17 protein-coding genes are annotated in these 25,182 nt (G+C 70.4%); 11 read left to right on the top strand and 6 right to left on the bottom strand.

The genetic code is table 11. The features are described 5' to 3' along the window. The first annotated feature begins 89 nt into the window (after positions 1 to 89). From OG948_RS24465 to OG948_RS24455, 3 genes are all read left to right on the top strand, one after another. Positions 90 to 692, top strand: a complete 603-nt coding sequence (locus tag OG948_RS24465; RefSeq protein ID WP_406298525.1) for a hypothetical protein — start codon at positions 90 to 92, stop codon at positions 690 to 692. Between the two features lie 80 nt (positions 693 to 772). After that, positions 773 to 1,348: a Uma2 family endonuclease gene (locus tag OG948_RS24460; protein WP_406298524.1), complete on the top strand. Its 576-nt coding sequence runs from the start codon at positions 773 to 775 to the stop codon at positions 1,346 to 1,348. Positions 1,349 to 1,391: 43 nt separating this feature from the next. Further along, positions 1,392 to 2,585, top strand: a complete 1,194-nt coding sequence (locus tag OG948_RS24455; protein ID WP_406298523.1) for a hypothetical protein — start codon at positions 1,392 to 1,394, stop codon at positions 2,583 to 2,585. A gap of 78 nt (positions 2,586 to 2,663) precedes the next feature. Here OG948_RS24455 and OG948_RS24450 read toward each other — a convergent pair whose 3' ends face one another. The 3 genes from OG948_RS24450 to OG948_RS24440 all read right to left on the bottom strand — a co-directional run bounded on the left by OG948_RS24450 (position 2,664) and on the right by OG948_RS24440 (position 6,317). Beyond that, entirely contained in the window at positions 2,664 to 3,443 is a 780-nt protein-coding gene (locus OG948_RS24450; RefSeq protein WP_406298522.1) for a tyrosine-protein phosphatase, read from the bottom strand. A 135-nt stretch (positions 3,444 to 3,578) separates the two neighbouring features. Next, entirely contained in the window at positions 3,579 to 5,825 is a 2,247-nt protein-coding gene (glgX, locus tag OG948_RS24445) for a glycogen debranching protein GlgX (RefSeq protein ID WP_406298521.1), read from the bottom strand. Between the two features lie 144 nt (positions 5,826 to 5,969). Further along, positions 5,970 to 6,317, bottom strand: a complete 348-nt coding sequence (locus tag OG948_RS24440; protein ID WP_406298520.1) for a hypothetical protein — start codon at positions 6,315 to 6,317, stop codon at positions 5,970 to 5,972. 446 nt (positions 6,318 to 6,763) lie between these two features. On the opposite strand from OG948_RS24440, the gene OG948_RS24435 reads away from it, so the two are divergent. From OG948_RS24435 to OG948_RS24425, 3 genes are all read left to right on the top strand, one after another. Next, positions 6,764 to 7,216, top strand: a complete 453-nt coding sequence (locus tag OG948_RS24435) for an NAD(P)H-binding protein (protein WP_406298519.1) — start codon at positions 6,764 to 6,766, stop codon at positions 7,214 to 7,216. A gap of 253 nt (positions 7,217 to 7,469) precedes the next feature. After that, positions 7,470 to 8,687 carry an Ig-like domain-containing protein gene (locus tag OG948_RS24430; RefSeq protein WP_406298518.1) on the top strand — a complete coding sequence of 406 codons (1,218 nt, stop codon included), beginning with the start codon at positions 7,470 to 7,472 and terminating at the stop codon, positions 8,685 to 8,687. Between the two features lie 153 nt (positions 8,688 to 8,840). Then, positions 8,841 to 9,614 (top strand): enoyl-CoA hydratase/isomerase family protein, encoded by a 774-nt coding sequence (locus OG948_RS24425; RefSeq protein WP_402230667.1) that lies wholly within the window; start codon positions 8,841 to 8,843, stop codon positions 9,612 to 9,614. Positions 9,615 to 9,767: 153 nt separating this feature from the next. Here the strand turns inward: OG948_RS24425 and OG948_RS24420 are convergent, their stop codons facing one another. After that, on the bottom strand, positions 9,768 to 10,448 hold the full coding sequence (locus OG948_RS24420) for a response regulator (RefSeq protein WP_406298517.1): 681 nt from the start codon (positions 10,446 to 10,448) through the stop codon (positions 9,768 to 9,770). Further along, a complete protein-coding gene (locus tag OG948_RS24415; RefSeq protein WP_406298516.1) occupies positions 10,405 to 11,703 on the bottom strand; it encodes a sensor histidine kinase in 1,299 nt (432 codons plus the stop codon). Before OG948_RS24415 ends, OG948_RS24420 begins: the two co-directional genes overlap by 44 nt. Positions 11,704 to 11,965: 262 nt before the next feature. Between OG948_RS24415 and OG948_RS24410 the strand changes: the two genes are divergently transcribed. Continuing rightward, a complete protein-coding gene (locus tag OG948_RS24410) occupies positions 11,966 to 14,287 on the top strand; it encodes an MMPL family transporter (RefSeq protein WP_406298515.1) in 2,322 nt (773 codons plus the stop codon). 84 nt (positions 14,288 to 14,371) lie between these two features. Here OG948_RS24410 and glgP read toward each other — a convergent pair whose 3' ends face one another. Beyond that, the gene (gene glgP, locus OG948_RS24405) at positions 14,372 to 16,984 is read right to left on the bottom strand and encodes an alpha-glucan family phosphorylase (RefSeq protein ID WP_406298514.1); all 2,613 of its coding nucleotides are present in this window, start codon (positions 16,982 to 16,984) and stop codon (positions 14,372 to 14,374) included. A gap of 419 nt (positions 16,985 to 17,403) precedes the next feature. Between glgP and OG948_RS24400 the strand changes: the two genes are divergently transcribed. The 4 genes from OG948_RS24400 to glgB are packed head-to-tail and all read left to right on the top strand — an operon-like array spanning position 17,404 to position 25,168. Continuing rightward, complete coding sequence (locus tag OG948_RS24400) at positions 17,404 to 19,701, top strand: maltotransferase domain-containing protein (RefSeq protein ID WP_406298513.1); 2,298 nt, start codon at positions 17,404 to 17,406, stop codon at positions 19,699 to 19,701. Next, complete coding sequence (gene treS, locus OG948_RS24395) at positions 19,698 to 21,392, top strand: maltose alpha-D-glucosyltransferase (RefSeq protein WP_406298512.1); 1,695 nt, start codon at positions 19,698 to 19,700, stop codon at positions 21,390 to 21,392. The genes OG948_RS24400 and treS overlap by 4 nt, the downstream gene beginning before the upstream one ends. Beyond that, positions 21,389 to 22,840 (top strand): maltokinase N-terminal cap-like domain-containing protein, encoded by a 1,452-nt coding sequence (locus tag OG948_RS24390; protein WP_395873447.1) that lies wholly within the window; start codon positions 21,389 to 21,391, stop codon positions 22,838 to 22,840. Before treS ends, OG948_RS24390 begins: the two co-directional genes overlap by 4 nt. A gap of 48 nt (positions 22,841 to 22,888) precedes the next feature. Then, positions 22,889 to 25,168, top strand: a complete 2,280-nt coding sequence (gene glgB / locus OG948_RS24385) for a 1,4-alpha-glucan branching protein GlgB (RefSeq protein WP_406298511.1) — start codon at positions 22,889 to 22,891, stop codon at positions 25,166 to 25,168. The last annotated feature ends 14 nt before the right edge of the window (positions 25,169 to 25,182 follow it).

Raw genomic sequence — 25,182 nt, 5'->3', positions numbered from 1 at the left:
ACCCGACCCACCACCACCCTCGTCACGCCCCCGAGCACGCCCATACGATGCGGGCTCCGGTCTGGTGATGGGGGCGACGGATGGGTGTGGTGGGACGCAAGGTCGGCGAGTTACGCGGCGAGGTGATCGAGCACCTCTGGGTGCGGCGGCGGATCCGGCAGTGGATCTCGATCGGCTTCGTACTCGGGCTGTTGCTCGGCGCGGCGGCAGCCGCGGGCGTGGCGGCGTTGTACTGGCCGGAGCAGGACAAGCCGCTGAAGATGACGATGCGCGAGGGGGAGATACCGGTCAAGGCGCCGGCCGTGCTCAGCGGTCCGGCCACGCTCACCGCACAGGGGCTCAGCTGCGGCATCGAGTGGATCACCGGCACCCACGCCGAACACTTCGCCCAGGGTCGGTTGTGCCGGGTCAAGGTCTCCATCGCCAACAACTCGCTGGCCACGGTACGGATCGCCAACCTGGAGCAGCGCCTGGTCCTGCCCGACGGCACCCAACTGGCCATGGACCTCGAATCGATGGAGATCAAGCGCCAACTCCGCGAGTTCACCCTCGGCGCCTCCGACACCCTGGTCGAAGACCTCTGGTTCGACCTCCCCAAGGACGTCACCCCCACCGCCATCCTCCTGCGCGCCAACCCCGAAACCCCCCAGGGCCGCGCCGAACTCCCGCAAAAGGACTGGTCGAGGAAATAACGAGCCACCCCCGCGACCCGCCGAATCCGGACGTATCCGCCCCGTAGAATCAGACTTGTCCGGTCCATCGAAGGAGAGCCGTGAGCCTTCCCGCATTCGATCGCGTGTGGACGCCCGAAGACGTTCTGGAGATCCACGCCGACGGTTGGCGTGTCGAATTGCTGGACGGTGCGCTCATGATGTCCCCGGCTCCCTCGCGCCGGCACCAAATGGTGTCCCGACGCTTGGCCATGCTGCTCGAGGCCGCCGCGCTCGATGCCCGAGTCGACTGCGTCGTGTACGAGAACATCAACGTGCGACACGACAACGACTTCACCCAACCGGACGTCGTGGTGATCGACGGGGCCGCCGCCCGGGCGGGTGAGGAGTCCGGGGAGGACGACATCTGGCTCGACCCGGAGCACGTGTTGCTCGCGGTCGAGATCGTCTCGCCGGGACAGGCGGGGCGAGACGGGGTGGACAAGCTCAAGAAGTACGCGTCGTGGGGGATCGAGTTCTACTGGGTCCTGGAACCGAACGACTCCGTGCTGGAGGGCTTCGAACTGCGCAATGGCACGTACGCGTCGGTGACCCGGGTCGAGGGCGCACACGCGGCGACGCCTCCCGCGCCGTTCCCGGTGACCGTCCGCCCCGACGAACTGCGCCGGCTCCGCTGAGGCACCCACATTCGGGCGTCATCCCCGGTGCGACGGGATCGGTGTGCAACTCCTCGGCGAGGGTGTGGTGTTCGGCCTGATCATGGTGCCGGCGGGCGGTTCGGTGAGGGAAAGCGGGCCGATCGTGGATGCGTTGCGGGCCGTGGTGCGGGCTCTGGGCGACGACGACACCCCCTACCATCGGGGCGTGTCGGCGCCTGTACGGGGGCGCGTCGTCGAGAAAGGCGCACTTGTGACGCAGTCCTTCCACCCGCCCGGATCCCCCGGAGTAGACCGGAAGCCGATGTTCGCCTTCGGCTGGATTCCGCTGCCCAAGCGGGTCGCCGAGCGCTACTTCGTACCCGACTACCGGCTGATCGGGCGCGACGTGACCCTGGAGCGGGTGCGCGTGACCCGGTCCTGGCTCGGTCTGGGCGTGCTGGTGTGGATCGCGGCCACCTACGGCGGCGGCGAGGACGCCGCCCAGGGCCTGATGACCAGCTTCGTCGCGTCCGTGTTCGTCGCGATCATCGCGTGCCCGATCGCGGTGGCCATCATCGTCGCCCTGACCCGCTCGGACGTGCGCACCGAGACGCGCAAGAGCCTGATGTTGCCGCTGCGTTCGCTCGGGCTGTTCGTGCTCGTCTCGGTGGCCACGCTCGGCGGCCTGAGCGCGCTGGCGTACGGCTCCAAGGGGGTCAACGCCGGCGCCGGCGTGGCCTCGTTCTTCATCACGGCGCTCGGCCTGGCCGTGTCGCTGTGGGTGCTGCGCTTTTGGATCCTCGCCGTCCGCGCGATCCCGCAACACCTGTTCCGCGCCGTGGACGGGCACCCGCTACTGCCCGCGGTGATCGCGCCCTGGCTGTCGTGGTGTGGCGCGCTGATCGACCTCGGCGACGACGGCGGCAAGGGCGCGCTGCCGGTCGGCGTGCGGCTGGTCGGCACGCTCGGCGGCCCGGTCACCATCACCGTCATGTCGTTGTGGGAGATCCGCCGGGTTCGCAGCCGCTACGGCGTCACCTTCCGAGGCGGACCGCACCCCACCCGCAGGCCCGATCCGATCATGCCGCCGATGCCGCCGTTCCCGAGCCAGGCCAACCCGTGGCAGCAGGCTCCGCAGCCGCAGGGCCTCTTCCAACAGGGGCCGTTCCCGCCCACCCCGCCACAGGGGCCCCACTCGCAACAACACCCGGCCTGGCGGCAGCAGCCCGGATACCACCAGCCACCGCCGCCGCCGTGGGGCCCGCCGCGCGGCTGACCGCACCCGCCGCCGGGGGTGGCGACCGATCCGGCCCACCCCCGGACGCGCCGGCGGATGCCCGGTCCGTCGAAGACCTCAGTCCGTCGACAACCGCTCACGCAACCGCGCGACCTGCGCGTCGGTCACCCCCAGCCCGTCCCGCACATAGCCCTCGACCGACCCGTACAGCTCCTCCGCCGTCGAGAACGCCGTGTTCAGGTAGTCCTCGTGCACGTCGAAGACCGGCTTGAGATGCGCGGGGTCGAAGCCGCGCTCGGCGATGTGCCGCAGGATCTCGCCGTTCTTGTCCTTGAGGTGCTCGGTGCTGGCCAGGTAGTCCTCGAGCACGGTCGCCCGGGGTACCCCGAGCAGGGTGAGCAGCACCGCCGAGGTCCACCCGGTGCGGTCCTTGCCCTGCGAGCAGTGGAACACCGTCGGCGCGTCGACGGCCGCCATCCGCGCGAACACCTCGCGGTAGGCGGCCCGGGCGCCCTCGGTGGTCACGAACCGTCGGTACACCTCGCACATCAGCTCGCGCCCGGCGGTGCCGCCGAGCAGTTCGCCCGCGCGATCCGGGTCGGCGAACACCTCGCCGAACAGCTCGTCGTTCTGCCGCCCCATCACGTCCGCGATCAACAGCTCCGCGCCCTGCGGCACCCGATCCGGCTCGCGGTCGCGCTCGGTGTCCGAACGCAGGTCGATCACCAGGCCGATGCCCAGCCGCAGCAGCGTCGCGGCGTCCGCGGCGTCCACCTCGCCGAGGCCGTCCGAGCGGTACACGAGCCCAGTGCGCACCTTGCGGCCGTCCGCGGTGGCATGCCCACCCGCGTCACGGAAGTTCGGGGCGGTGACCAGGATCGGCGTCGGGGACGTCATGGTGCGCGGTCCTTCGCTTCGAGGAGATGCCGGGCGAGCAGATACCGGACGGGCGGCTGCCGAGTGAGTACCACCACCCTACGTGAGCGTACGGCGGGTTCACCCGGGACCCGTGCCCACGCCCACGCCCACGCCCTAGGTGGGTGCCCACACCGCGTGTTCGACCCGCAACAGCATGGCCGACCGCCCCGCCAGTCGCAGTCCGCTGCCACCCGCGACCGGCTCGCTGTACCGCGCCATCGGGTCGCCCTCCAGCGCCGTGTCCAGGACCACCTCGTAGCTGTGCGCCCACGGCTCGTCCGGCAGCGTGAACCGCATCGGCTGCGAGGACGCGTGCAGGATGAACAGGAAGCTGTCGTCCACGATGCGTTCGCCGCGCGGCCCCCGGCGGTCGATGTCCAGGCCGGACAGGTACATGCCCAGCGTCGCGGTCGGCGCGAACCAGTCCTTGCGGGTCATCTCCCGCCCGCCCGGGGTGAACCAGGCGAGATCGCGCAGCCCGTCCGGGGCGACCGGGCGGCCCGAGTAGAAGGCTCGCCGGCACAACACCGGATGCGCGCGCCGCAGGCGGATCAGCCGGGCGGTCAGGTCGAGCAGCGGGCGCCACTCCGGCGAGTCCAGCGCCGACCAGTCCAGCCAGGACATCTCGTTGTCCTGGCAGTAGGCGTTGTTGTTGCCCGCCTGGGTGCGGCCCATCTCGTCGCCCGAGGTGATCATCGGGACGCCGGTGGACAGCAGCAGGGTGGTCATCAGATTGCGGATCTGCCGCTTGCGCAGCGACACCACGTTCGAGTCCGACGTCTCGCCCTCGTAGCCGTGGTTCCAGGACCGGTTGTTGTCGGTGCCGTCGCGGTTGTCCTCGCCGTTCGCCTCGTTGCGCTTGCGCTCGTAGGTGACCAGGTCGCGCATCGTGAAGCCGTCGTGCGCGGTGACGAAGTTGATCGAGGCGTACGGGTTGCGGCCGTCGCGCTGGTACAGGTCGGACGAGCCGGACAGCCGGTACGCCAGTCCGCGCACGTCCGGGCGGGCGCCTCGCCAGAAGTCCCGGACCGCGTCCCGATACTGGTCGTTCCACTCGGTCCACAGCGGCGGGAACGCGCCCACCTGGTAGCCGCCCGCGCCCAGGTCCCACGGCTCGGCGATCAGCTTCACCCGGGACAACACCGGGTCCTGGGAGATCACGGTCAGGAACGAGGACAGCCGGTCCACGTCGTGCGGCGAGCGGGCGAGGGCCGCGGCCAGGTCGAACCGGAAGCCGTCCACGCCCATCTCGGTCACCCAGTAGCGCAACGAGTCGGTGATCAACTGGAGCACGTGCGGCTGGACCACGTTGAGCGTGTTCCCGCAGCCGGTGTAGTCGGTGTAGTGCCGGCCGCCGTCGGCCATCCGGTAGTAACCGGCGTTGTCGATGCCGCGAAAGCACAGCGTGGGCCCGGCCGGGCCGCCCTCGCCGGTGTGGTTGTAGACCACGTCCAGGATCACCTCGAGCCCGGCCGCGTGCAGCGCGTGCACCATGTCCCGGAACTCGTGCACCTGGCCACCGCGCCCGCCCGCCGAACTGTAGCCGGCGTGCGGCGCGAAGAAGCCCACCGTGTTGTAGCCCCAGTGGTTGGTCCGCCCGCCGCGCAACAGGTGTTCCTCGGACACGAACTGATGCACCGGCAACAACTCGACGGCGGTCACCCCGAGCCGGACCAGGTGGTCGATCGCGGCCGGATGGGCCAGGCCCGCGTAGGTGCCGCGCAGGTGGTCCGGGACCCGCGGGTGGCGCGCGGTGAAGCCCTTGACGTGCAGTTCGTAGATGACGCTCTCGGCCCACGGGATCTTCGGCCGGCGGTCCTGTGACCAGTCGGCGTCGTCCGCGACGACCACCGACTTGGGTACGTACGCGGCCGAGTCGCGATCGTCGCGCACCGTGTCGTCCCGGCCGCGCACGTGCCCGAACACCGCGTCGTGCAGCACGAAGTCGCCGTCCACGGCCCGCGCGTACGGGTCCAGGAGCAACTTGGCCGGATTCCACCGGGCGCCGCGGCCGGGCTCCCAGCGTCCGTGTACGCGGTAGCCGTAGCGCTGGCCGGGCCGCACGCCGGGCACGTAGCCGTGCCACACCCGGAAGGTCTGCTCGCGCAGCGGCAGCCGGGTCTCGCGCGCCGTCCCGTCCGGGCCGTCCTCGAACAGGCACAGCTCGACCGCGTCGGCGTCGCCCGCCCACAGCGCGAAGTTGGTGCCCGTACCGTCGAAGCGCGCGCCCATCGGCAACCGGCGGCCCGGCCAGGGCGGCGGCACGTGGCCGTTGGCCGTGGCGAAGCCGCCGAGCGCGCCACGCGCGTCGACCCCGGGGTCCGTCGATTCCCACTCGAGCGTCACGGCCCGCCTCCCCATCCCGCTCCCCAGGATGTTCCCGCCGTGCCCCCACGCCTACACGCCCGCGCGCCCATGCGTGTAAGCCGCCGCGGCGGCATCCCCCGAGGGATGCCGCCGCGGCGGGCAACGATCGGCCGGGTCGGTGCGGCCGATCGGGTCCGCTCAGAACCAGGGGTGCCAGTGGTGGATCGCGGTCGAGGTCTCGGCGATGTTGGCGTTGTCCTGGTCGATCACCACGACGCCCGAGTTGCCGTTCACGCCCGCGGTGTTGTTCTGGTTCGAGGCGCCCGCGCCGGTCGCGCTCTGCTGCGTGGCGTTGTAGTTGCCGTCGACACCGCCGAGCACGTTCCCGCTGCCACTGTTGGTGGTGGTGGAGGTCGTGGTCGACGCGTTCGAGCCGTTGTCGCCGACGGTGCCGTTGCCGCCGTCGGCACTGGCGGCACCCGCGCCCAGGAAGAGCAGACCGGCGGCGAGGGGCGCTACGGCGAGGGTGCCGAGCTTGCGGTTCATGTGGATCCTCCGTGTATCGCGGATCCGGGCGGGGCCCGGGCGTCATCAGGTACGGCATCAGGTGGTGCACGGGCCGTCGGGGAGGGCGAACGATCCGACCCCCGAGACGACTTCGTGTGACCAAGCTGTCGCAAACAGTGACAACAAATCCAGTCATCCGGCCCGGCTTCGCTCGGGAGAGTGACATGGGAGCCCCGAAACCCCAACGAGCGCCTGTACGGAGGGTTGCGATCCAAACAGGATTTCCACCGATTCGGCGTAGAATTTCGGCCATTGTGGCTGAATTTCATGGCTTTGTCGATGAACCGTGAGTGACCACACCGCAGTTCCCTACCGGCCGAGCGCGGACGAGCGCCTCAAGTCATCGCGTGGGACCCCATCGGGGGGCGCGCACTCCCGTCTTCACGCGAGCTTCACGAATACCGGGTTTGAGTTAGGTTGCCGGCATGCCTGTCGTCGTCACCGGAGCCGACCAACCCCTCGGTCGCGCCGTCGCGTTCGAACTCGCCGCCTCGGGGGCCGAGGTGCGGGTCACCGTCCGGGATCCGGGCGCGGTCGGCGCGCTGCGCGCGGCCGGCCTGCGCGTCTCGGTCGGCGACCTGTCCGACCCGCTGCGACTGGGCGCCGTGCTGGAGGGCGCGCACACCGTGCTGCACCTGGATCGCGGCGCGAACGGGGCCGGCTCGCCGGGTGACACGTGGGAGTGGTTGCTGGAGGCTGCCGAGGGTACGGATCTCCAGCGGATCGTCACGGTCCTGCCCCAACCTCCGACCCGTTCCCTCGCGCGGGGGTACGAATTGATCATCCGTAGGTTGCCCGCCGGCGACGCCGACGGGCCCGGATACCCGGATCCGGCGCTGGTCCGCGAGTTGGTCGAGGCCGATCGTCGGGCCCGGTGAGGGACGTCCGCGCGGGCGGGCGACGCGAGAGCACCGCCGATCGTCCGGGAGGATGGCCTTGATCACCGCATTTGCCCGTTCATGACCGGGAATTCGGAACCGCGGTGGATGTTCGATTCGTCGAATGGGTTGTGGGATGTGGCTCTCGGCTCCGGCCGGGCCGCGGCTCGGCCCCGGATGAAGGGACTACCCGTACATGTCAGCAGGATCGAAGCCGCTCTCGTCGAGGCGGTCCGGGGCCCGATGGCGCGTGGTGCCCGCACTGATACTCGGCGCGCTCCTGCTCGTGTCGGGCTGCTCCGACGACGGCGGTGACGGCGGCAAGAAGACCGACGGCGGGAACACCGCGACCGCCAAGGGCGACCAGAAGAAGGGCGCCGATCCGGCGGCGATCACGCTGACCCCGGCCGACGGCGCGACCGCGATCGACCCGCAGGCCCCGATCACGATCGCGGTCAACGGGGGCAAGCTCGGCGAGGTCAAGGTCGTCAACGCGCGGAACGAGCCGGTCGACGGCACGCTCGACCCGGACGGCAAGACCTGGAAGCCCAAGGTCGCCTTCACCCTCGGCGGCAAGTACACGGTCGACGCGACCGCCACCAACGCCGACAACACGCCCACCACCGCGCGCGCGACGTTCAACACGGTGTCCGCCGACAAGAAGGTCACCGCGAGGTTCAGCCCCGAGGACGGCGCCACCGTCGGCGTCGGCTTCCCGGTGTCGCTGACCTTCGACTACCCGGTCCGGAACAGGGCCGCCGTGGAGAAGGCGCTGTCCGTCGACGTCGAGCCCAAGGTCGAGGGCGCCTGGCACTGGTTCGACGACACCCGGGTGGACTACCGGCCCAGGGACTACTGGGCGCCCGGCACGAACGTGAAGGTCAACCTGAACCTGCGCGGGGTCGACGTCGGCAACGGCGCGATCGCCAACCAGTTCAAGAGCTACAGCTTCAAGGTGGCCGCCACCAAGCGGATCGCGATGGTGGACGTGAAGGCGCACACGATGAAGGTGTACGAGAACGACCAGTTGATCAAGACCATCCCGATCACGGCCGGCAAGTCGCCGAAGTACAGCACGTGGAACGGGAAGATGGCGATCACCGAGAAGTTCGAGAAGACCCGGATGAACTCGCAGACCGTGGGTCTGGGCAGCGAGTACGACATCGACGACGTGCCGTTCGCGATGCGGATCACCACATCGGGCACCTTCGTGCACGGCAACTACTGGGCCGACCCGAGCGTCTTCGGCAGCGAGAACACCAGCCACGGCTGCGTCTCGATGACCAAGGAGAACGCCAAGTGGCTGTACGACCGGGTGATCCCGGGCGACGTGGTGGACATCTCCGGCTCCGACGAGCGCGTGGTGGACCCGGACAACGGCTTCGGCGACTGGAACGTGCCGTGGGACAAGTGGGTCGCGGGCGCGACTCCGGGCAGCGGCGCACCGGCGACCACGACGCCGACGCACTGACGGCCGCTCCGACGACCACGACGCCCGAGCGCCGACCTCGACGCGCCGACCCGGGGCCGCGACCCACGCGGTGGCGGCCCCGCTCGCGGCCTCGCCCGGTGCCGGCGCCTAAGGTCGGGTCGAACCCATCAGGGCTGACCGAAGGAGAGCGTCATGGGCGAATTCGTGAACCTGGAAGTGGCCGACGGCGTCGGCACGATCCGGCTGAGCCGGCCGCCGATGAACGCGCTGAACCGGCAACTCCAGGAGGAGCTGCGGGCGGCGGCGCAGGAGGCGGGCGAGCGGGCCGACGTGCGCGCGGTCGTGCTGTACGGCGGTGAGAAGGTGTTCGCGGCGGGCGCGGACATCAAGGAGATGGCCGACATGTCCTACGTCGACATGGCCGACCGGGGCGCCGCGCTCCAGTCCTCGTTCACCGCGGTCGCCGAGATCCCCAAGCCGGTGGTCGCCGCGATCACCGGCTTCGCGCTCGGCGGCGGCTGCGAACTCGCGCTGTGCGCGGACGTACGGGTATGCGCCGACACCGCGAAGCTGGGCCAGCCGGAGATCACCCTCGGCATCATCCCGGGCGCGGGCGGCACCCAGCGGCTGCCCCGGCTGATCGGCCCCGCCAAGGCCAAGGACCTGATCTTCACCGGCCGCTTCGTCGCCGCCGACGAGGCACTCGCGATCGGCCTGGTGGACCGGGTGGTCCCGGCCGAGGACGTGTACGCCGAGGCGGTGAAGTGGGCGGCCCGATTCGCGAACGGCCCGGCCTACGCGCTGCGCGCGGCGAAGGAGGCGATCGACCGCGGCCTCGACGTCGACCTGGACACCGGCCTGGAACTCGAACGACTCCAGTTCACCGCGCTGTTCGCCACCGAGGACCGCGACACCGGCATGCGCGCCTTCATCGCCAAGGAAAAGCCCGAGTTCACCGGCCGCTGACCACCCCGCGCCTCGAACCGACCCCGCCCGCGGAGCCGGTGCCGCCATCCCCGGCGCCACCGGCTCCGCGGCCGCGGCGGCCCGGATCGCCGAGCGGCCTCCGGGGCCGGCTCGGCGTTACGGGCGGGCTCGGCGTTACGGGCGACCTCGGCGTTACGGCGTCCGGCCCGCCTGGACCACGCCGGATTCGTAGGCGAAGACGACGGCCTGGGCGCGGTCGCGGACGCCGAGTTTGGCGAACAGGCCCGTGGCGTGGTTCTTGACCGTCTGGACGCCGATGCTCATCGACGCGGCGATCTCGGCGTTGTCCAGGCCGGCCGCGATCAGCCGCAGCACCTCCACCTCGCGCGGGGTCAGGTCGCGCAGGGCGGTCGCCGAGGGCTGCGGGGCCGACGGGGCCTTGACGAAGGACTCGATCAGCCGGGTGAGCAGTCGCGGCGCGACCGCGGCCTCGCCCAGGTGCACGGTGTAGACCGCCGCGATCAGGTCCTCGGGCGACACGTCCTTGGGCAGGAAGCCGATCGCGCCCGCGCGCAGCGCGCCGACCACGTACTCGTCCATGTCGAACGTGCTCAGCGCGAGCACCCGGCACTCGGGCAGTTCCTCGGACAGCCGCGCGGTGGCCTTGACGCCGTCGAGCACGGGCATCCGGATGTCCATCAGGATCACGTTCGGGTGCAGCCGGTGTGCGGCCTCGACGGCCTGCGCGCCGTCGCCGACCTCGCCGATCACCTCGATGCCGGGGTCCGAGCGCAGAATCAGGGCCAGACCCCGACGCACGAGCGGCTGATCATCCGCCAGCAGCACGGTGATCGGGGGTGCGTCCAGGCTCATCTCGGTTCCAGTCCTCTCCAGGCTCCGCCGGCGGCAGCGGCACCAGCGCCGTCACACGGTAGCCGCCTTCCGGGCGCCTGCCCGCCGCCGGCGTCCCACCGTGCACCGCGACGCGCTCGCGCATACCCAGGAGACCGTACCCGCCGCCCACCATCGCCGACCCATCGCCGTCGCCGTCGTCGCCGTCGTCGCAGATCTCCACCAGGACCCGATCCGATCGGTACTCCAACCGGACGAAGGCGCGCGCGTTCCCGGCGTGTTTGCGCGCGTTCGTGAGCGCCTCCTGCACGATCCGATACAGCGTGAGCCCGGTGGCCGGCGGCAGCGACCGCGGCTCGCCGAGCACCTCGTACTCGGTGGGCAAACCGGCCGCGCACGAGTCGGTGATCAACCGGTCGATCTCCGCGATCCCCGGCTGCGGTGCCGAGGGCGCCTCCTCGACGACGTCGGTGCCGCGCAGCACGCCGAGCAGTTGGCGCATCTCGCGCATCGCGGTGCGACCGGACGACTCCAGCGTCACCAGCGCGGCCTTGGCGGTCTCCGGATCGCGATCGAGGGTGGCGCGCGCGCCGCCGGACATCAGGTACATCGTGGTGATGTGGTGCGCGACGATGTCGTGCAGCTCGCGCGCGATCCGCCGGCGCTCGTCGGACACCGCGCGATCCGCCAACAGCCGCCGGTTCAGCGCCACCTGGTCCTGCCGGCTGCGCACTCCGACGCCGACCGCGATCAGCAGGCAGATCGTCATCAGGTTGGGGAGCATCGCGAACGGCACCGACCAGCCGATCAGGACGTCGCGCGTCACCTGGGCGACGAGCACCGCGGTGCCGGCGATACCGGCGACACGGTACGAACGGAACCGGGCCACCGAGTACAGCCCGACCGCGAGCGCCAGGCCGAAGTTGTGCGTCGCCGGATCGGCGGCCCACACCGGCACCGGTTGCAGAGCGATCACCGCGACCAGTACCGGCACCGGATGCCGGCGTCGCACGATCATCAGCACACCGCCGGCCGCGAGCAGCAGCACGGCGAGCACCGACATGTGCGGGCCGGCGCGGTGGCCGGACGTGAGGTACGCGGCGACGTCGGCCGCCACACACGCGAGCGCGATCAGCAGGTCGTTCCGGGTCCACGGGAAGGCCCGGACCCGGCGCCGGACCAGCCGCAGCAGGCCCGTCGGCGGCCCGGGGTCGGGCGCCTCCGGATCCGGCCTGCTCGCCGACGCCGAGGCGCCCGGCGCGACGACGAGGTTCATGCACCCATTCCATCCTCTTCGACCCCGTTCCTGAACCTCATCGCAGACGATCCGCACCCCCGGACCCGAGTCCTGGTTGTGCGGTACTCCCGGACCGAGGTCCCGGTCCATTCCCCTTCCACCGGTCGATGTCCGAAGGGGAGTGCGCGTGATGACATTGAGCCAATCCGGAGTTCCCGCATCGAGCTCCCGCGTTTCGATCCGACGGCGGAGAAGGAAAATGATCCGTAGAACAACCGCGTTCGCCACACGTCATCGATGGATGACCATCATCGTCTGGGCGGTTTTCGGTCTCGCCCTGACCGCCGTCGGAACACCGTTGATGAACAGCGTCACCGATTCCTCGACCGGTGACTTCCTGCCGAAGAAATACGATTCGGCGGCGGCCATTCAAATCGCCGAGAAGAAATTCGACGAGAAGCCCGACCCGAACGCGGTGACCGTGCTGGTCGCCCGTGCCGACGGCGCCAGGATCGGCCCGCAGGACCAGAGGAAGATCGCCGACACCACGGCCGCGCTGGCCAGGAAGCCGATCAAGGCGAAGCCCGAGCAGTTCGCCGAGGACTTCTCGCAGACGCCGAGCTACGCCGTGGGTGTGGTCGCCCCGGACGGGACTTTCCAATTGGTCTCGTTGTCGCTGGACGGCAATATGAACGACGTCGGTCTCCAGGACGTCTACCGGGATGCCCGTGATCTGGCGAAGACCGATTACGAGGCCGCCGGATTCCGGGTCGGATTCACCGGTGGTATCGCGAACACGGTCGACAACCTGGACGAGGAAGAGGACACCCAGGCGCTCGTCGGAATTCTGACGATGGGCCTTATCGTCCTGCTGAACGTATTGGTCTTCCGCAGTGTCCTGGCCGCGATATTGCCGCTGCTCGCGGTGACGTTCATCGGCGGCGTGGCGACCGGCGCGGTGGCCGGCAGCGCGAAGCTCCTGGACATCAAGCTCGACCCGTCCGTGCCGTCCCTGATCACCGTCGTGCTCCTGGGCATCGGCATCGACTACTTCCTGTTCCTGATGTTCCGCTTCCGCGAGCAACTGCGCGCCAACCCCGATCAGGACAAGCGCGAGGCCGCCGCGATCACCGCCGGCAAGGTGGGCAACGCGATCACCTGCGCGGCACTGACCATCGTGGCCGCGTTCGCGACCCTGGGCATCGCAAGCTTCGGGCAGTTCAAGGTGCTCGGCCCGGCCATCGCGGTCTCGGTCCTGGTGTGCCTGCTGGGCAGCCTGACCCTGATGCCCGCGCTGCTCGCGGTGTGCGGTCGCGGGATGTTCTGGCCGGCCCGGGCGTGGAAGAAGGAGCGTCCGGCGGGCTTCGCCGCCCGTCTGGGCGAGAAGGTCAGCGCGCGTCCGGTGCGCTACCTGGCCGGCAGCCTGGTCCTGCTCGGCGTGCTCGGCGCCGGTGCGGTCGGCGTCAAGATGAGCTACGACCAGGAGGGTCAGCCCACCACCAACGCGACCAGGACCGCCGACGAGATCTCCCGCTCGCTTCCGGCGGGCGTGTCCGACCCGCACACGGTCTATGTGCAGACCAAGGGCGGCGGCAAGCTCGACGAGCGCTCGCTCACCGGGCTGACCGGTGCGCTGGGCAAGGTCGAGGGCGTGGGCCAGGTCGCCAAACCGGTGCTCAACCCGGACGGTTCGGCCGCTCGGATCGACGTGTTCCTGGCCGCGAAGGCCGACACCCAGAAGGCGCGTGAGCTGATCACCGGCCCGGTCCGGGGCACCATCTCGAAGCACACCCCGGACGGCGCCGAGGCGCACATCACCGGAACGGCGGCCATCTTCGCCGACGTCTCGGACGCGGTGGACAAGGACCTCAAGCTGGTCTTCCCGGTCGCCGCGATCCTGATCGCGCTGATCCTGTTCCTGTTGCTGCGCTCGCTGCTCGCGCCGCTCGTGCTGATGCTCGCGGTCGGCCTCGGCTTCGTGGCCACCCTCGGCGCCGGAACGCTGGTCTTCCAGCACATGCTCGACCGACCCGGCGTGTCCTTCACGCTGCCGCTGGTGCTGTTCCTGTTCGTGGTCGCGCTGGGCACCGACTACAACATCCTGATGAGCGACCGGCTGCGAGAGGAGATGGACAAGCCCGTCCCGGCCCGCAAGGCGGTGGCCGAAGCGGTCAAGCACACCGCGCCCGCGATCGCCACGGCCGGTCTCGTGCTGGCCGGCTCCTTCGCCAGCCTGGCGGCCAGCCCCGCGACCGCGGAGATCGGCTTCGCCACCGCGGTGGGCATCCTGCTCTCCTCGATGTTGCTCTCGATCGTGCTGGTGCCCGCGATCGCCGCGATCCTGGGTCGGGGCCTGTGGTGGCCGCGCCGGAGCGGCAAGGCCAAAGGGCACGGCGGCGGCACCGACGCGCAGGACGCGTACGGCCGGCCGGACCCGGACCGCACGCTCGTGACCGAGCCGCAGATGGCCGGCGGCTACGGACCCGCGCCGTACCAGGGCGGGCAGCCCTACCAGGCTCAGCCCCATCAGGAACAGCCCCATCAGCCCTACCGGGGACACCCGTACCAGGGACAACACCGGCAGCCCCACTCGCCGTACCGCCCGGACCAGCCGCACGGCTGACCGAGCGAGACCACCGCGGAGAAGGCACGTTCGGGCCCCGCCGTCGACAAGGACGGCGGGGCCCGAACGGTCGAGCTGGTGCGGTCAGCGCAGCGCGATGCCCTCCGCGAAGCCCTCACTCTCCGGCGGCGCCGCGATCAGGCCCAGTTCGGCCGGACCCGCGAGCAGCGGGTGGGTCGGCATCACCCGGACGGTGTAGCCGAACGGACCGGTCCGATCCAGGGCCAACGAGCCCTCGTAGAACCGGCGACCGTGCTCGTCCCGGTGCCCCGCCTTGAGCGGCGCCACCGTGCTCTCCACGATCCGGTCCGCGTCGTCGACCCGGCCGTGCACGACCTGGACCTCGACGTCGGCGGGCGCGAGTTCGCCCAGGGAGACGAAGACCCGCAGGTTCAGCGTGTTGCCGACCTCGGGGGCGTCCCCTATCCCGCCCGACTCCACGTGATCGACCCGGACGCCCGCCCAGGACCGCCGCACGTGCGCCTTCCACTCCGCCAACTCGCGCGCGGCCGCGCCGGTGATCGCCCGGCCGGACAACGCCGCCGGCGCGTACAGCACGTCGACGTAGTCCTTGACCATCCGGTCCGCGAGCACCTTGGGGCCGAGCGTGGCCAGCGTGTGCCGGACCATTTCCAGCCACCGGGTGGGCAGGCCCTCGGGCCCCCGGTCGTAGAACCTGGCCGCGACCGAGTTCTCGATCAGGTCGTACAGGGCCCCGGCCTCGAGGTCGTCCCGGCGGTCCACGTCGGTGATCCCGTCGGCGGTCGGAATCGCCCAACCGTTCGAACCGTCGTACCACTCGTCCCACCACCCGTCCAGGATGGACAGGTTCAGGCAGCCGTTCAGCGCGGCCTTCATCCCCGAGGTGCCACACGCCTCCAGCGGGCGCAGCGGGTTGTTCAGCCACACGTCGCACCCGGGGTACAGGTGTTGGGCCATCGCGATGTCGTAGTCCGGCAGGAAGACGATCCGGTGCCGCACGTCCTCGCGGTCGGCGAACCTCACCAGTTCCTGGATCAGTCGTTTGCCGCCCTCGTCGGCCGGGTGCGACTTGCCCGCGATGACGATCTGCACCGGCCGCTCGGGGTGCAGCAACATCCCGCGCAACCTGGCCGGATCCCGCAGCATCAGGGTGAGCCGCTTGTAGGACGGCACCCGGCGGGCGAACCCGATGGTCAGCACGTCCGGATCGAGCACACCCTCGATCCAGCCCAATTCCGCGTCGCCCGCGCCGCGTTGCTTCCAGGACGCGCGCAGCCGCAGCCGCGCCTCGGCGACCAGCTTCGCGCGCAGCGCCCGGCGCAGGTCCCACAACGAGCCTGCCGAGAGCCGATCGATGGCCGCCCACGCCGAGGGATCCTCGGTGAGTTCGACGCCCGCCTCGCGGCCGGCCAGGTCCAGCACGTCGGCGTCCACCCACGTGGGCGCGTGTACGCCGTTCGTGATCGAGGTAATCGGTACCTCGGTGGTGTCGAAGCCCGGCCACAGGCCGTCGAACATGCCCCGGCTGACCCGTCCGTGCAGCTTGCTCACGCCATTGGCCCGTTGGGCGAGCCGCAGGCCCATCACGGCCATGTTGAACACGCCCGGATCGCCGTCCGGGTAGGTCTCCGCGCCGAGCGCGAGGACCCGGTCCACCGGAACCCCCGGACAAGCGAGGCCGCCGCCGAAATGCCGCTGGATCTGATCGCGCCCGAACCGGTCGATCCCGGCCGGCACGGGGGTGTGCGTGGTGAACACCGTGCCCGCGCGGGCGGCTTCGAGGGCCGCGTCGAAGTCCAGCCCCTCGGTCTGGGTGAACTCGCGGATGCGCTCGATGCCCAGGAAGCCGGCGTGGCCCTCGTTGGTGTGGAAGACCTCGGGCGCCGGATGACCGGTGATCTCGCAAAATGCCCGCAAAGCCCGCACCCCGCCGATGCCGAGCAGCATCTCCTGATGCAAGCGGTGTTCGCTCGTGCCGCCGTACAGCCGGTCGGTCACCTCGCGTTCGGCGGGTTCGTTCTCCTCGATGTCCGAGTCCAACAGCAGCAGTGGCACCCGACCGACCTGGGCCTTCCAGATCCGCGCGTGCAACTCACCCGTCGGGAGTCCGATGACCACCCGTGCGGGTGCACCGTCGGCACCCCGAAGGAGCGTCAGTGGCAACTCGTTGGGGTCCAGGAGGGGATAGCGCTCCTGCTGCCACCCGTCCCGGGACAACGACTGCCGGAAGTACCCGTGGCGGTACATCAGGCCGACTCCGACGATCGGGACACCCAGGTCGCTCGCGGCCTTCAGATGGTCGCCCGCGAGGATGCCCAAACCGCCGCTGTACTGCGGAAGTGCCGCGGTGATGCCGTACTCCGGCGAGAAGTACGCGATCGCCGCCGGTGGCGCGTCGGGGCCGGGAGCGGCCTCCGACAGGGTTTGGTACCAACGAGGTCCGGTCAGGTATTCGTGCAGGTCTTCGGCCGCCACCCGCAGTCGGGCGAGGAAGCGGCGGTCGTCGGCGAGGGCGCCGAGTTTGTCGTTCGGCACGGTGCCGAGCAGGCGGACGGGGTCTCGGCCGACCGAGGCCCAGGTGTCCGGATCGATCGACTCGAACAGGTCGCGGGTCTCCGCGTGCCAGGACCAGCGGAGGTTCATCGCCAGTTCACCCAGTGGCTCCAGCGGAGCGGGCAGAACCGTACGCACGGTGAATCTGCGGATTGCTCTCACGCTGCGACCCTAGCCGGAAGGCGGCAGAACTTGCGACAGTGGATGCAGTGCGCTTGCAAAGCCGGCAAGATCTTGCGGATGGGTCTGGGGGCGTTTTTACACCATATGGACCGTGCCCCGAGCGACTTGACGATCGTTGAACAGCCGGGTCCTTCCGTCCCGCCGTATCGCGGACACACCAGACATCCACCGTCCACGATCGGGGGCCGGGCCCCACCCGGTCCCCGCCTGGTGGTCGCGTCACGAGCAATGGCCGCCGCGCAGCGGTGAGAGGTGGACCCGAGCGATCCCACCGGTCGCCGCCGGGTCGGTTTTCCGCCACTCCCGGGTCCGGCAATCGGGGTATCGAGTGGGTTTCCGTACGGGTGTATCGCGCGCGACGCGCACGGGATGCCCGTCCGTGGGTACAGGAGTTCGGCATGACCAGTTCGGCTGAGAAGGACCCCGGGGGCGCCCGCGCACCCCGGGCGGGGCAGGTCGCGGCCGACAAGGCCGCGGCACGGAAGACGACCGCCGGGAAGTCGAGGGCCGCGCGGCCCGAACCGGCGTCGGCCACCCGGCCGGCGCCCGGTGCGACGACGAAGCCGGCACCCGAGGCGAGCGCGACGAAGGCGAGCACCGTGCGGCCCGAGCCGGCGCGGCCCCTTGCCGCGCAACCCGACGCGCCGCCCGCCGCGGCCAAGTCACCCGCGCGCGCCGGGAGATCGGCCAAACCGGTGACGCCGCGGATCGGGCGCATCCCGATCCTGGACGTCGAGCCGGCCGTCGACGGCGGCACCCGGCCGGCCCGGGCGATCCCGGGCGAGACGTTCCCCGTGGCCGCCACGGTCTTTCGCGAGGGCCACGACGCGGTGGCCGCGGGCGTGGTGCTGCGCGACCCGCGCGGCCGGGCCGGCGCGCTCACCCCGATGCTTCCGGGCGCGCCCGGGACCGACCGGGTGCACGCGAGCGTCACGCCGACCTCCGAGGGCCTGTGGTCCTACGCGGTCGAGGCGTGGGGCGACCCGATCGCCTCCTGGCGGCACGCGGCCGGCATCAAGATCCCGGCCGGCCTGGAGGTCGACCTGGTGCTGGAGGAGGGCGCGCAGTTGCTGGAGCGGGCCGCCGCCGGCGTGCCCAAGAAGGACGGCCTGCGGGCGGTCGTGCTGGCCGCGGTGGACGCGGTCCGGGACGAGGCGCGCAGCCCCACCGAACGACTCGCCGCGGCACGGTCGAGTGTGCTGGACGAGGTGCTGGCCAGGCATCCGCTGCGGGAGTTGCTCACCAGCTCGGCACGCCATCCGCTGCGGGTCGAGCGCGAGCGCGCGTTGTACGGGTCCTGGTACGAGTTCTTCCCGCGTTCCGAGGGCGCGGTGGTGGACCCCGCCGGCAACCACCCGCCGCGCGGCGGCACCTTCCGGACCGCGATGGAACGCCTGCCGCGGATCGCCGCGATGGGCTTCGACGTGGTCTACCTGCCGCCGATTCACCCGATCGGCCGGGCGTTCCGCAAGGGGCCCAACAACACGCTCGAGGCCGGCGAGCACGATCCCGGGTCACCGTGGGCGATCGGCTCGCCCGAGGGCGGGCACGACGCGATCCACCCCGACCTGGGCACGATCGAGGACTTCGACGCGTTCGTGGCCCGGGCCCGCGAGTTGCGGATGGAGGTGGCGCTCGACTTCGCGCTCCAGGTCTCCCCCGACCACCCGTGGGTGGAGAAGCACCCGGAGTGGTTCCGGCACCGGGCCGACGGCACCATCGCCTACGCGGAGAACCCGCCGAAGAAGTACCAGGACATCTACCCGATCGACTTCGACGCCGACTTCGAGGGTCTGGTCGCCGAGACGTTGCGGGTGTTGCGGCACTGGATGGCGCACGGCGTGCGGATCTTCCGGGTGGACAACCCGCACACCAAGCCGGTGATGTTCTGGGAGCAGGTGATCGCCACGATCAACGCGACCGACCCGGACGTGATCTTCCTGGCCGAGGCGTTCACCCGACCGGCGATGATGCGCACGCTGGCCAAGGTCGGCTTCCAGCAGTCGTACACGTACTTCACCTGGCGCAACGGCAAGGACGAACTTCAGGAGTACCTCACCGAGTTGACCACCGGCGAGGCGTCCTCCTACATGCGGCCGAACTTCTTCGTGAACACCCCGGACATCCTGCACGCCTACCTTCAGTACGGCGGGCCCGCCGCGTTCAGGATCCGGGCCCTGCTCGCCGCCACGCTGTCCCCGACGTGGGGCGTCTACTCGGGCTTCGAGCTGTTCGAGCACCGCGCGGTCAAGGCGGGCAGCGAGGAGTACCACGACTCGGAGAAGTACCAGCTCCGCCCGCGCGACTGGGCCGGGGCCGAGCGCGAGGGACGCTCGCTGGCGCCGTACATCACCACGCTGAACCGGATGCGCCGACGCCACCCGAGTCTGCAACGTCTGCGAAACCTGACCTTCCATCACGTGGACGACGATGCGGTCATGGCCTTCTCCAAGCGAACCCGTGTGGGTGATGTCGACGACCTGGTCCTGGTGGTGGTGAACCTGGATCCGCACCACACGCACGAGGCCACCGTCGCCCTGGACCTGCCCGCTCTCGGGTCGGACTGGCAGGACACCTTCGCGGTGCAGGACGAGTTCACCGGAGCCGGTTATCGCTGGGGTCGGCACAACTACGTGCGGCTGGATCCGGCGCACGAGCCCGCGCATCTCTTCTCGGTCCGGAGGAACAGCCCGTGATCGTCAACGAACCCGTCCGCGACACCTTCGACGACACCCCGTCGCGGGATCGCGATCCCCTGTGGTTCAAGCGAGCCGTCTTCTACGAGGTCCTCGTGCGGTCCTTCCAGGACAGCAACGGGGACGGGGTGGGCGACCTGAAGGGCCTGACCCAGAAGCTGGACTATCTCCAGTGGCTCGGTGTCGACTGCCTGTGGTTGCCCCCGTTCTTCGCGTCGCCGCTGCGCGACGGCGGCTACGACGTGGCCGACTACACCGCGGTGCTGCCCGAGTTCGGCGACCTCGCCGACTTCGTCGAGTTCGTCGACTCGGCGCACAAACGCGGCATGCGGGTGGTGATCGACTTCGTGATGAACCACACGAGCGATCAACACATGTGGTTCCAGGAGTCGCGGAACAACCCGGACGGGCCGTACGGCGACTACTACATGTGGGCCGACGACGACAAGGCGTACGGCGATGCCCGGATCATCTTCGTCGACACCGAGTCCTCCAACTGGACCTACGACCCGGTGCGCAAGCAGTACTTCTTCCATCGCTTCTTCAGCCACCAGCCGGACCTCAACTACGAGAACCCGCGCGTGCAGGAGGAGATGCTGGCCGGGCTGCGGTTCTGGCTGGACCTGGGCATCGACGGGTTCCGGCTGGACGCGGTGCCGTACCTGTTCGCGCGGGAGGGCACCAACTGCGAGAACCTGCCCGCGACCCACGAGTTCCTCAAGCGGGTGCGCAAGGAGATCGACGACAAGTACCCGGACACCGTGCTCCTGGCCGAGGCCAACCAGTGGCCCGAGGACGTGGTGGACTACTTCGGCGACGGCGACGAGTGCCACATGGCGTTCCACTTCCCGGTGATGCCGCGCATCTTCATGGCGGTCCGCCGCGAATCGCGCTACCCGGTCTCGGAGATCCTGGCCGGCACCCCGTCCATCCCGGACAACTGCCAGTGGGGCATCTTCCTGCGCAACCACGACGAGCTCACCCTCGAAATGGTCACGGACGAAGAACGCGACTACATGTACAAGGAGTACGCGAAGGACCCGCGGATGCGGGCCAACGTGGGCATCCGCCGTCGGCTCGCGCCGTTGCTGGACAACGACCGCAACCAGATCGAGCTGTTCACGGCGCTGCTGCTGTCGCTGCCGGGCTCGCCCGTCCTGTACTACGGCGACGAGATCGGCATGGGGGACAACATCTGGCTCGGCGACCGCGACGGTGTGCGCACGCCGATGCAGTGGACGCCGGATCGCAACGCGGGCTTCTCCACGTGCGACCCGGGTCGGCTGTACCTGCCGAACATCATGGACCCGGTCTACGGCTACCAGGTCACCAACGTCGAGGCGCAGATGTCCAACGCCTCCTCGCTGCTGCACTGGACCCGCCGGATGATCGAGGTGCGCAAGCAGAACCCGGCCTTCGGGCTCGGTGTGTACAACGAGCTGACCTCGTCCAATCCCAGCGTGCTGGCGTTCCTTCGCGAATACGAGGACGACATCGTGCTGTGTGTTCACAACTTCTCGCGCTTCGCCCAGCCCACCGAGCTGGACCTGCGGCAGTTCGAGACGTACGAACCGGTCGAGTTGCTCGGGGGGGTGACGTTCCCCGCGATCGGCGAGCTGCCGTATCTGCTCACCCTCGCGGGGCACGGTTTCTATTGGTTCCGCCTCACCCGTGGAGAAATGACGCTGTGACGGATTCCACCCGACCCCACGATCCGACTGCCTCCGCCGTGATCGCCGTGCTGCGCGACTGGCTGCCGCAGCAGAGATGGTTCGCCGGCAAGGGCCGACCTCTTCGTGGGGTCGGCGTGGTCCACAGTCTCGAAGTGGTCTCCGGCGATCCCGCGCTGCACCACGTGCTGCTGCGGGTCGAGCACGGTGCCACGCCCGAGCACTATCAACTCCTGCTCGGGGTTCGGGGCACCCTGCCGGACCGGCTCGCGCACGCGGCCATCGGCCGATTGCCCAACGGCAGCAGCCTCTACGACGCGGTGCACGACGCCGAGCTGACCCGGTGGTTGCCGGAACGGTTCGTCGCCGCGGACACCGTCGGCTCCCTGGCCTTCCACCGGCCCGGCGCGCAGGCCCCCGACCCCGAGCACGTCGGCCTGGTGATCGGCGCCGAGCAGTCGAACACGTCGATCATCTTCGGCGACGACGTGATCCTCAAGCTGTTCCGGCGCGTGGTGCCCGGCGTCAATCCGGACCTGGAGGTCTCGCTCGCGCTGGCGGGCGCGGGCTCGCGGCGGATCCCGGCGCCGATCGCCTGGTTCGACATGCCGTTCCCGGACACCGACGCCGAGCCGACCACGCTCGGCCTGCTCCAGGAGTACCTGCGCACCGGCACCGACGGCTGGGAGCTGGCCAAGACCTCGGTCCGCGACCTGTACGCCGGCCAGGAGGTGCGCGGCGCCGGTCCGCACGCGCACGAGACCGGCGGCGACTTCGCCGGCGAGTCCTTCCGACTCGGCGCGGCCACCGCCGAGGTGCACGCCGACCTGGCCCGCTCGCTGCCCACTTCGGTGGCGGGCGAGGCGGAGTTGGCCGCGATCGCGCAGGACATGGAGCGCCGACTGCACGCGGCGGCCGAGGCGGTGCCGGAGTTGGCGCCGTTCACCGACCGGCTGCGCGAGGCGTACCAGGACCTGGAGACGCTGGGTCGGGACGGGCATCCGGTCCCGTTGCAGCGCATCCACGGCGACTTCCACCTCGGTCAGGTGATGCGCACCGCCACCCGGTGGGTGCTGCTCGACTTCGAGGGCGAGCCCGCCCGGCCGCTGAGCGAACGACGCTCGCTGCACTCGCCGCTGCGCGACATCGCGGCGATGTTGCGCTCGTTCGACTACGCGGCCCGACACCTGCTCGCCGGCGGCGGCGGGTTCTGGGGTCGCGGGGCGCCCGCACCGCACCTGGTGCGCCGCGCGGAGGAATGGGCGACCCGCAACCGGGAAGCCTTCTGTGCGGGGTACGCCGACGCGGGTTCGTTCGACCCGCACTCCGAGCCCGTGTTGTTGCGGGCCTTCGAGACCGACAAGGCCGTGTACGAGGTCATGTACGAGTCGGGCAACCGACCCTCGTGGCTGCCGGTGCCGATGTCGGCGATCCGGCGGCTGGCCGAACGCGCACCGCAGCCGCACTGACGACCTGACGATTCCGTTTCAGCACCCACGTCTCAGGAGGTCCCATCCGTGACGGCCCGTCCGCACAGCACCGCGTCATCCGAGGGCGGCGGGGTCGCCGGCCGTCCCGCTCCGCGTCGGAGCACGCGCAGCCGCACCCGCCCGGCCGGCACCCCGGTGGTGCCGCCGCTGGCCGCCGACGAATTGCGCCGTCTCGTGGACGGCGGCCATCACGATCCGCACGGGCTGCTCGGCCCGCACCCGGAGGTACCCGGCGTCGACGGCGTGGTGGTGCGGGTGCTGCGGCCGTGGGCCCGTGAGGTGATCGTGGTCACCGGCGAGCACCGGGTCGAGCTGACCCACGAGGCCGAGGGCCTGTTCACCGGCCTGCTGCCCGGCTCGACGGTGCCCGACTACCGGCTCGAGGTCCGCTACGAGGGCACCGAGCTGCACACCGACGATCCGTACCGGTTCCTGCCCACCCTGGGCGAGTTCGACCTGCACCTGATCTCCGAGGGTCGGCACGAGCGGCTGTGGGAGGTGCTCGGCGCGCACGTGCGCTCCTTCGAGACCCCGAACGGGCCGGTCGCCGGCACCTCCTTCGCGGTCTGGGCGCCGAACGCGCGCGGTGTGCGGGTGGTCGGCGACTTCAACTACTGGGACGGCATCGCGCACCCGATGCGCTCGCTCGGCTCGTCCGGGGTCTGGGAGCTGTTCGTTCCCGACGTCGGCGACGGCACCAAGTACAAGTACGAGATCCTCGGCCGCGACGGGGTGTCCCGGCAAAAGGCCGACCCGCTGGCCTTCGCCACCGAACTGCCGCCCTCCACCGCGTCGGTCGTGCACACCTCCACCTACTCCTGGGCGGACAAGGAGTGGTTGGAAAAGCGCGCCGAGGTCACCCACCACACCTCGGCGATGAGCGTGTACGAGATCCACCTGGGCTCGTGGCGGCCGGGCCTGAGCTACCTCGAACTCGCCGAGCAGTTGCCCACCTACGTCACCGAGATGGGCTTCACCCACGTCGAGCTGCTCCCGGTGGCCGAACACCCGTACGGGCCGTCGTGGGGCTACCAGGTGTCCTCGTACTACGCGCCCACGTCGCGCTTCGGCAGCCCCGACGAGTTCCGCCACCTCGTCGACGCGCTGCACCGCGCGGGCATCGGCGTGCTGGTGGACTGGGTGCCGGCGCACTTTCCCAAGGACGCGTGGGCGCTGGCCCGGTTCGACGGCACGCCGCTGTACGAGCACCCGGATCCGCGCCGGGGCGAACATCCGGACTGGGGCACGCTGGTCTTCGACTACGGCCGGCACGAGGTGCGCAACTTCCTGGTCGCCAACGCGGTCTACTGGTGCGAGGAGTTCCACATCGACGGCCTGCGGGTGGACGCGGTCGCCTCGATGCTCTACCTGGACTACTCGCGCGAGCACGGCCAGTGGGCGCCGAACCAGCACGGCGGCCGGGAGAACCTGGACGCGGTGGCCTTCCTCCAGGAGATGAACGCGACGCTGTACCGGCGGGTGCCGGGGGTGTTGACCATCGCCGAGGAGTCCACCGCGTGGGACGGGGTGACCCGCCCCACCGACGGCGGCGGGCTCGGCTTCGGCTTCAAGTGGAACATGGGGTGGATGCACGACTCGCTGGAGTACATCCAGAAGGAGCCGATCCACCGCCGGTACCACCACAACGAGATCACCTTCTCGCTGATGTACGCCTGGAGCGAGAACTACATCCTGCCGATCAGCCACGACGAGGTCGTGCACGGCAAGCGCTCGCTGGTGGACAAGATGCCGGGCGACCGCTGGCAACAGATGGCCAACGTGCGCGCCTATCTCGCCTTCATGTGGGCCCATCCGGGCAAGCAGTTGTTGTTCATGGGCTCGGAGTTCGGCCACGGCGCGGAGTGGTCCGAGGCGCGGGGTCTGGACTGGTGGCTGCTCGACCACGCCGAACACCAGGGCGTCCAGCGGCTGGTCCGCGACCTGAACACGGTGTACCGGGGCAGGTCCGCGCTGTGGACCCAGGACACCCGGCCGGAGGGCTTCTCCTGGATCGACGGCGGCGACGCGGCGTCCAACGTGCTGTCCTTCATCCGCATCGGCGCGGCCGGTGAGCAGTTGGTCTGCGTGTGCAACTTCTCCCCGGTGGTCCGCGAGGGCTTCCGGGTGGGTCTGCCGCACGTGGGCCGCTGGCGCGAGGTGCTCAACACCGACGCCGGCGGCTACGGCGGCGCCAACGTCGGGAACCAGGGCGAGATCACGGCCGAGGAGGCGGAGTGGCAGGGCCGCCCGGCCTCGGCGACGATGACGCTGCCCCCGCTGGCCACGGTGTGGTTCGTGCCCGAATAACACTCGACGCGCCC

This window comes from Embleya sp. NBC_00888 (assembly GCF_045207655.1).
Taxonomy (GTDB): domain Bacteria; phylum Actinomycetota; class Actinomycetes; order Streptomycetales; family Streptomycetaceae; genus Embleya.
The sequence above is the reverse complement of the archived record's forward strand: the minus strand, read 5'-3'. Positions and strand labels throughout refer to the sequence as shown.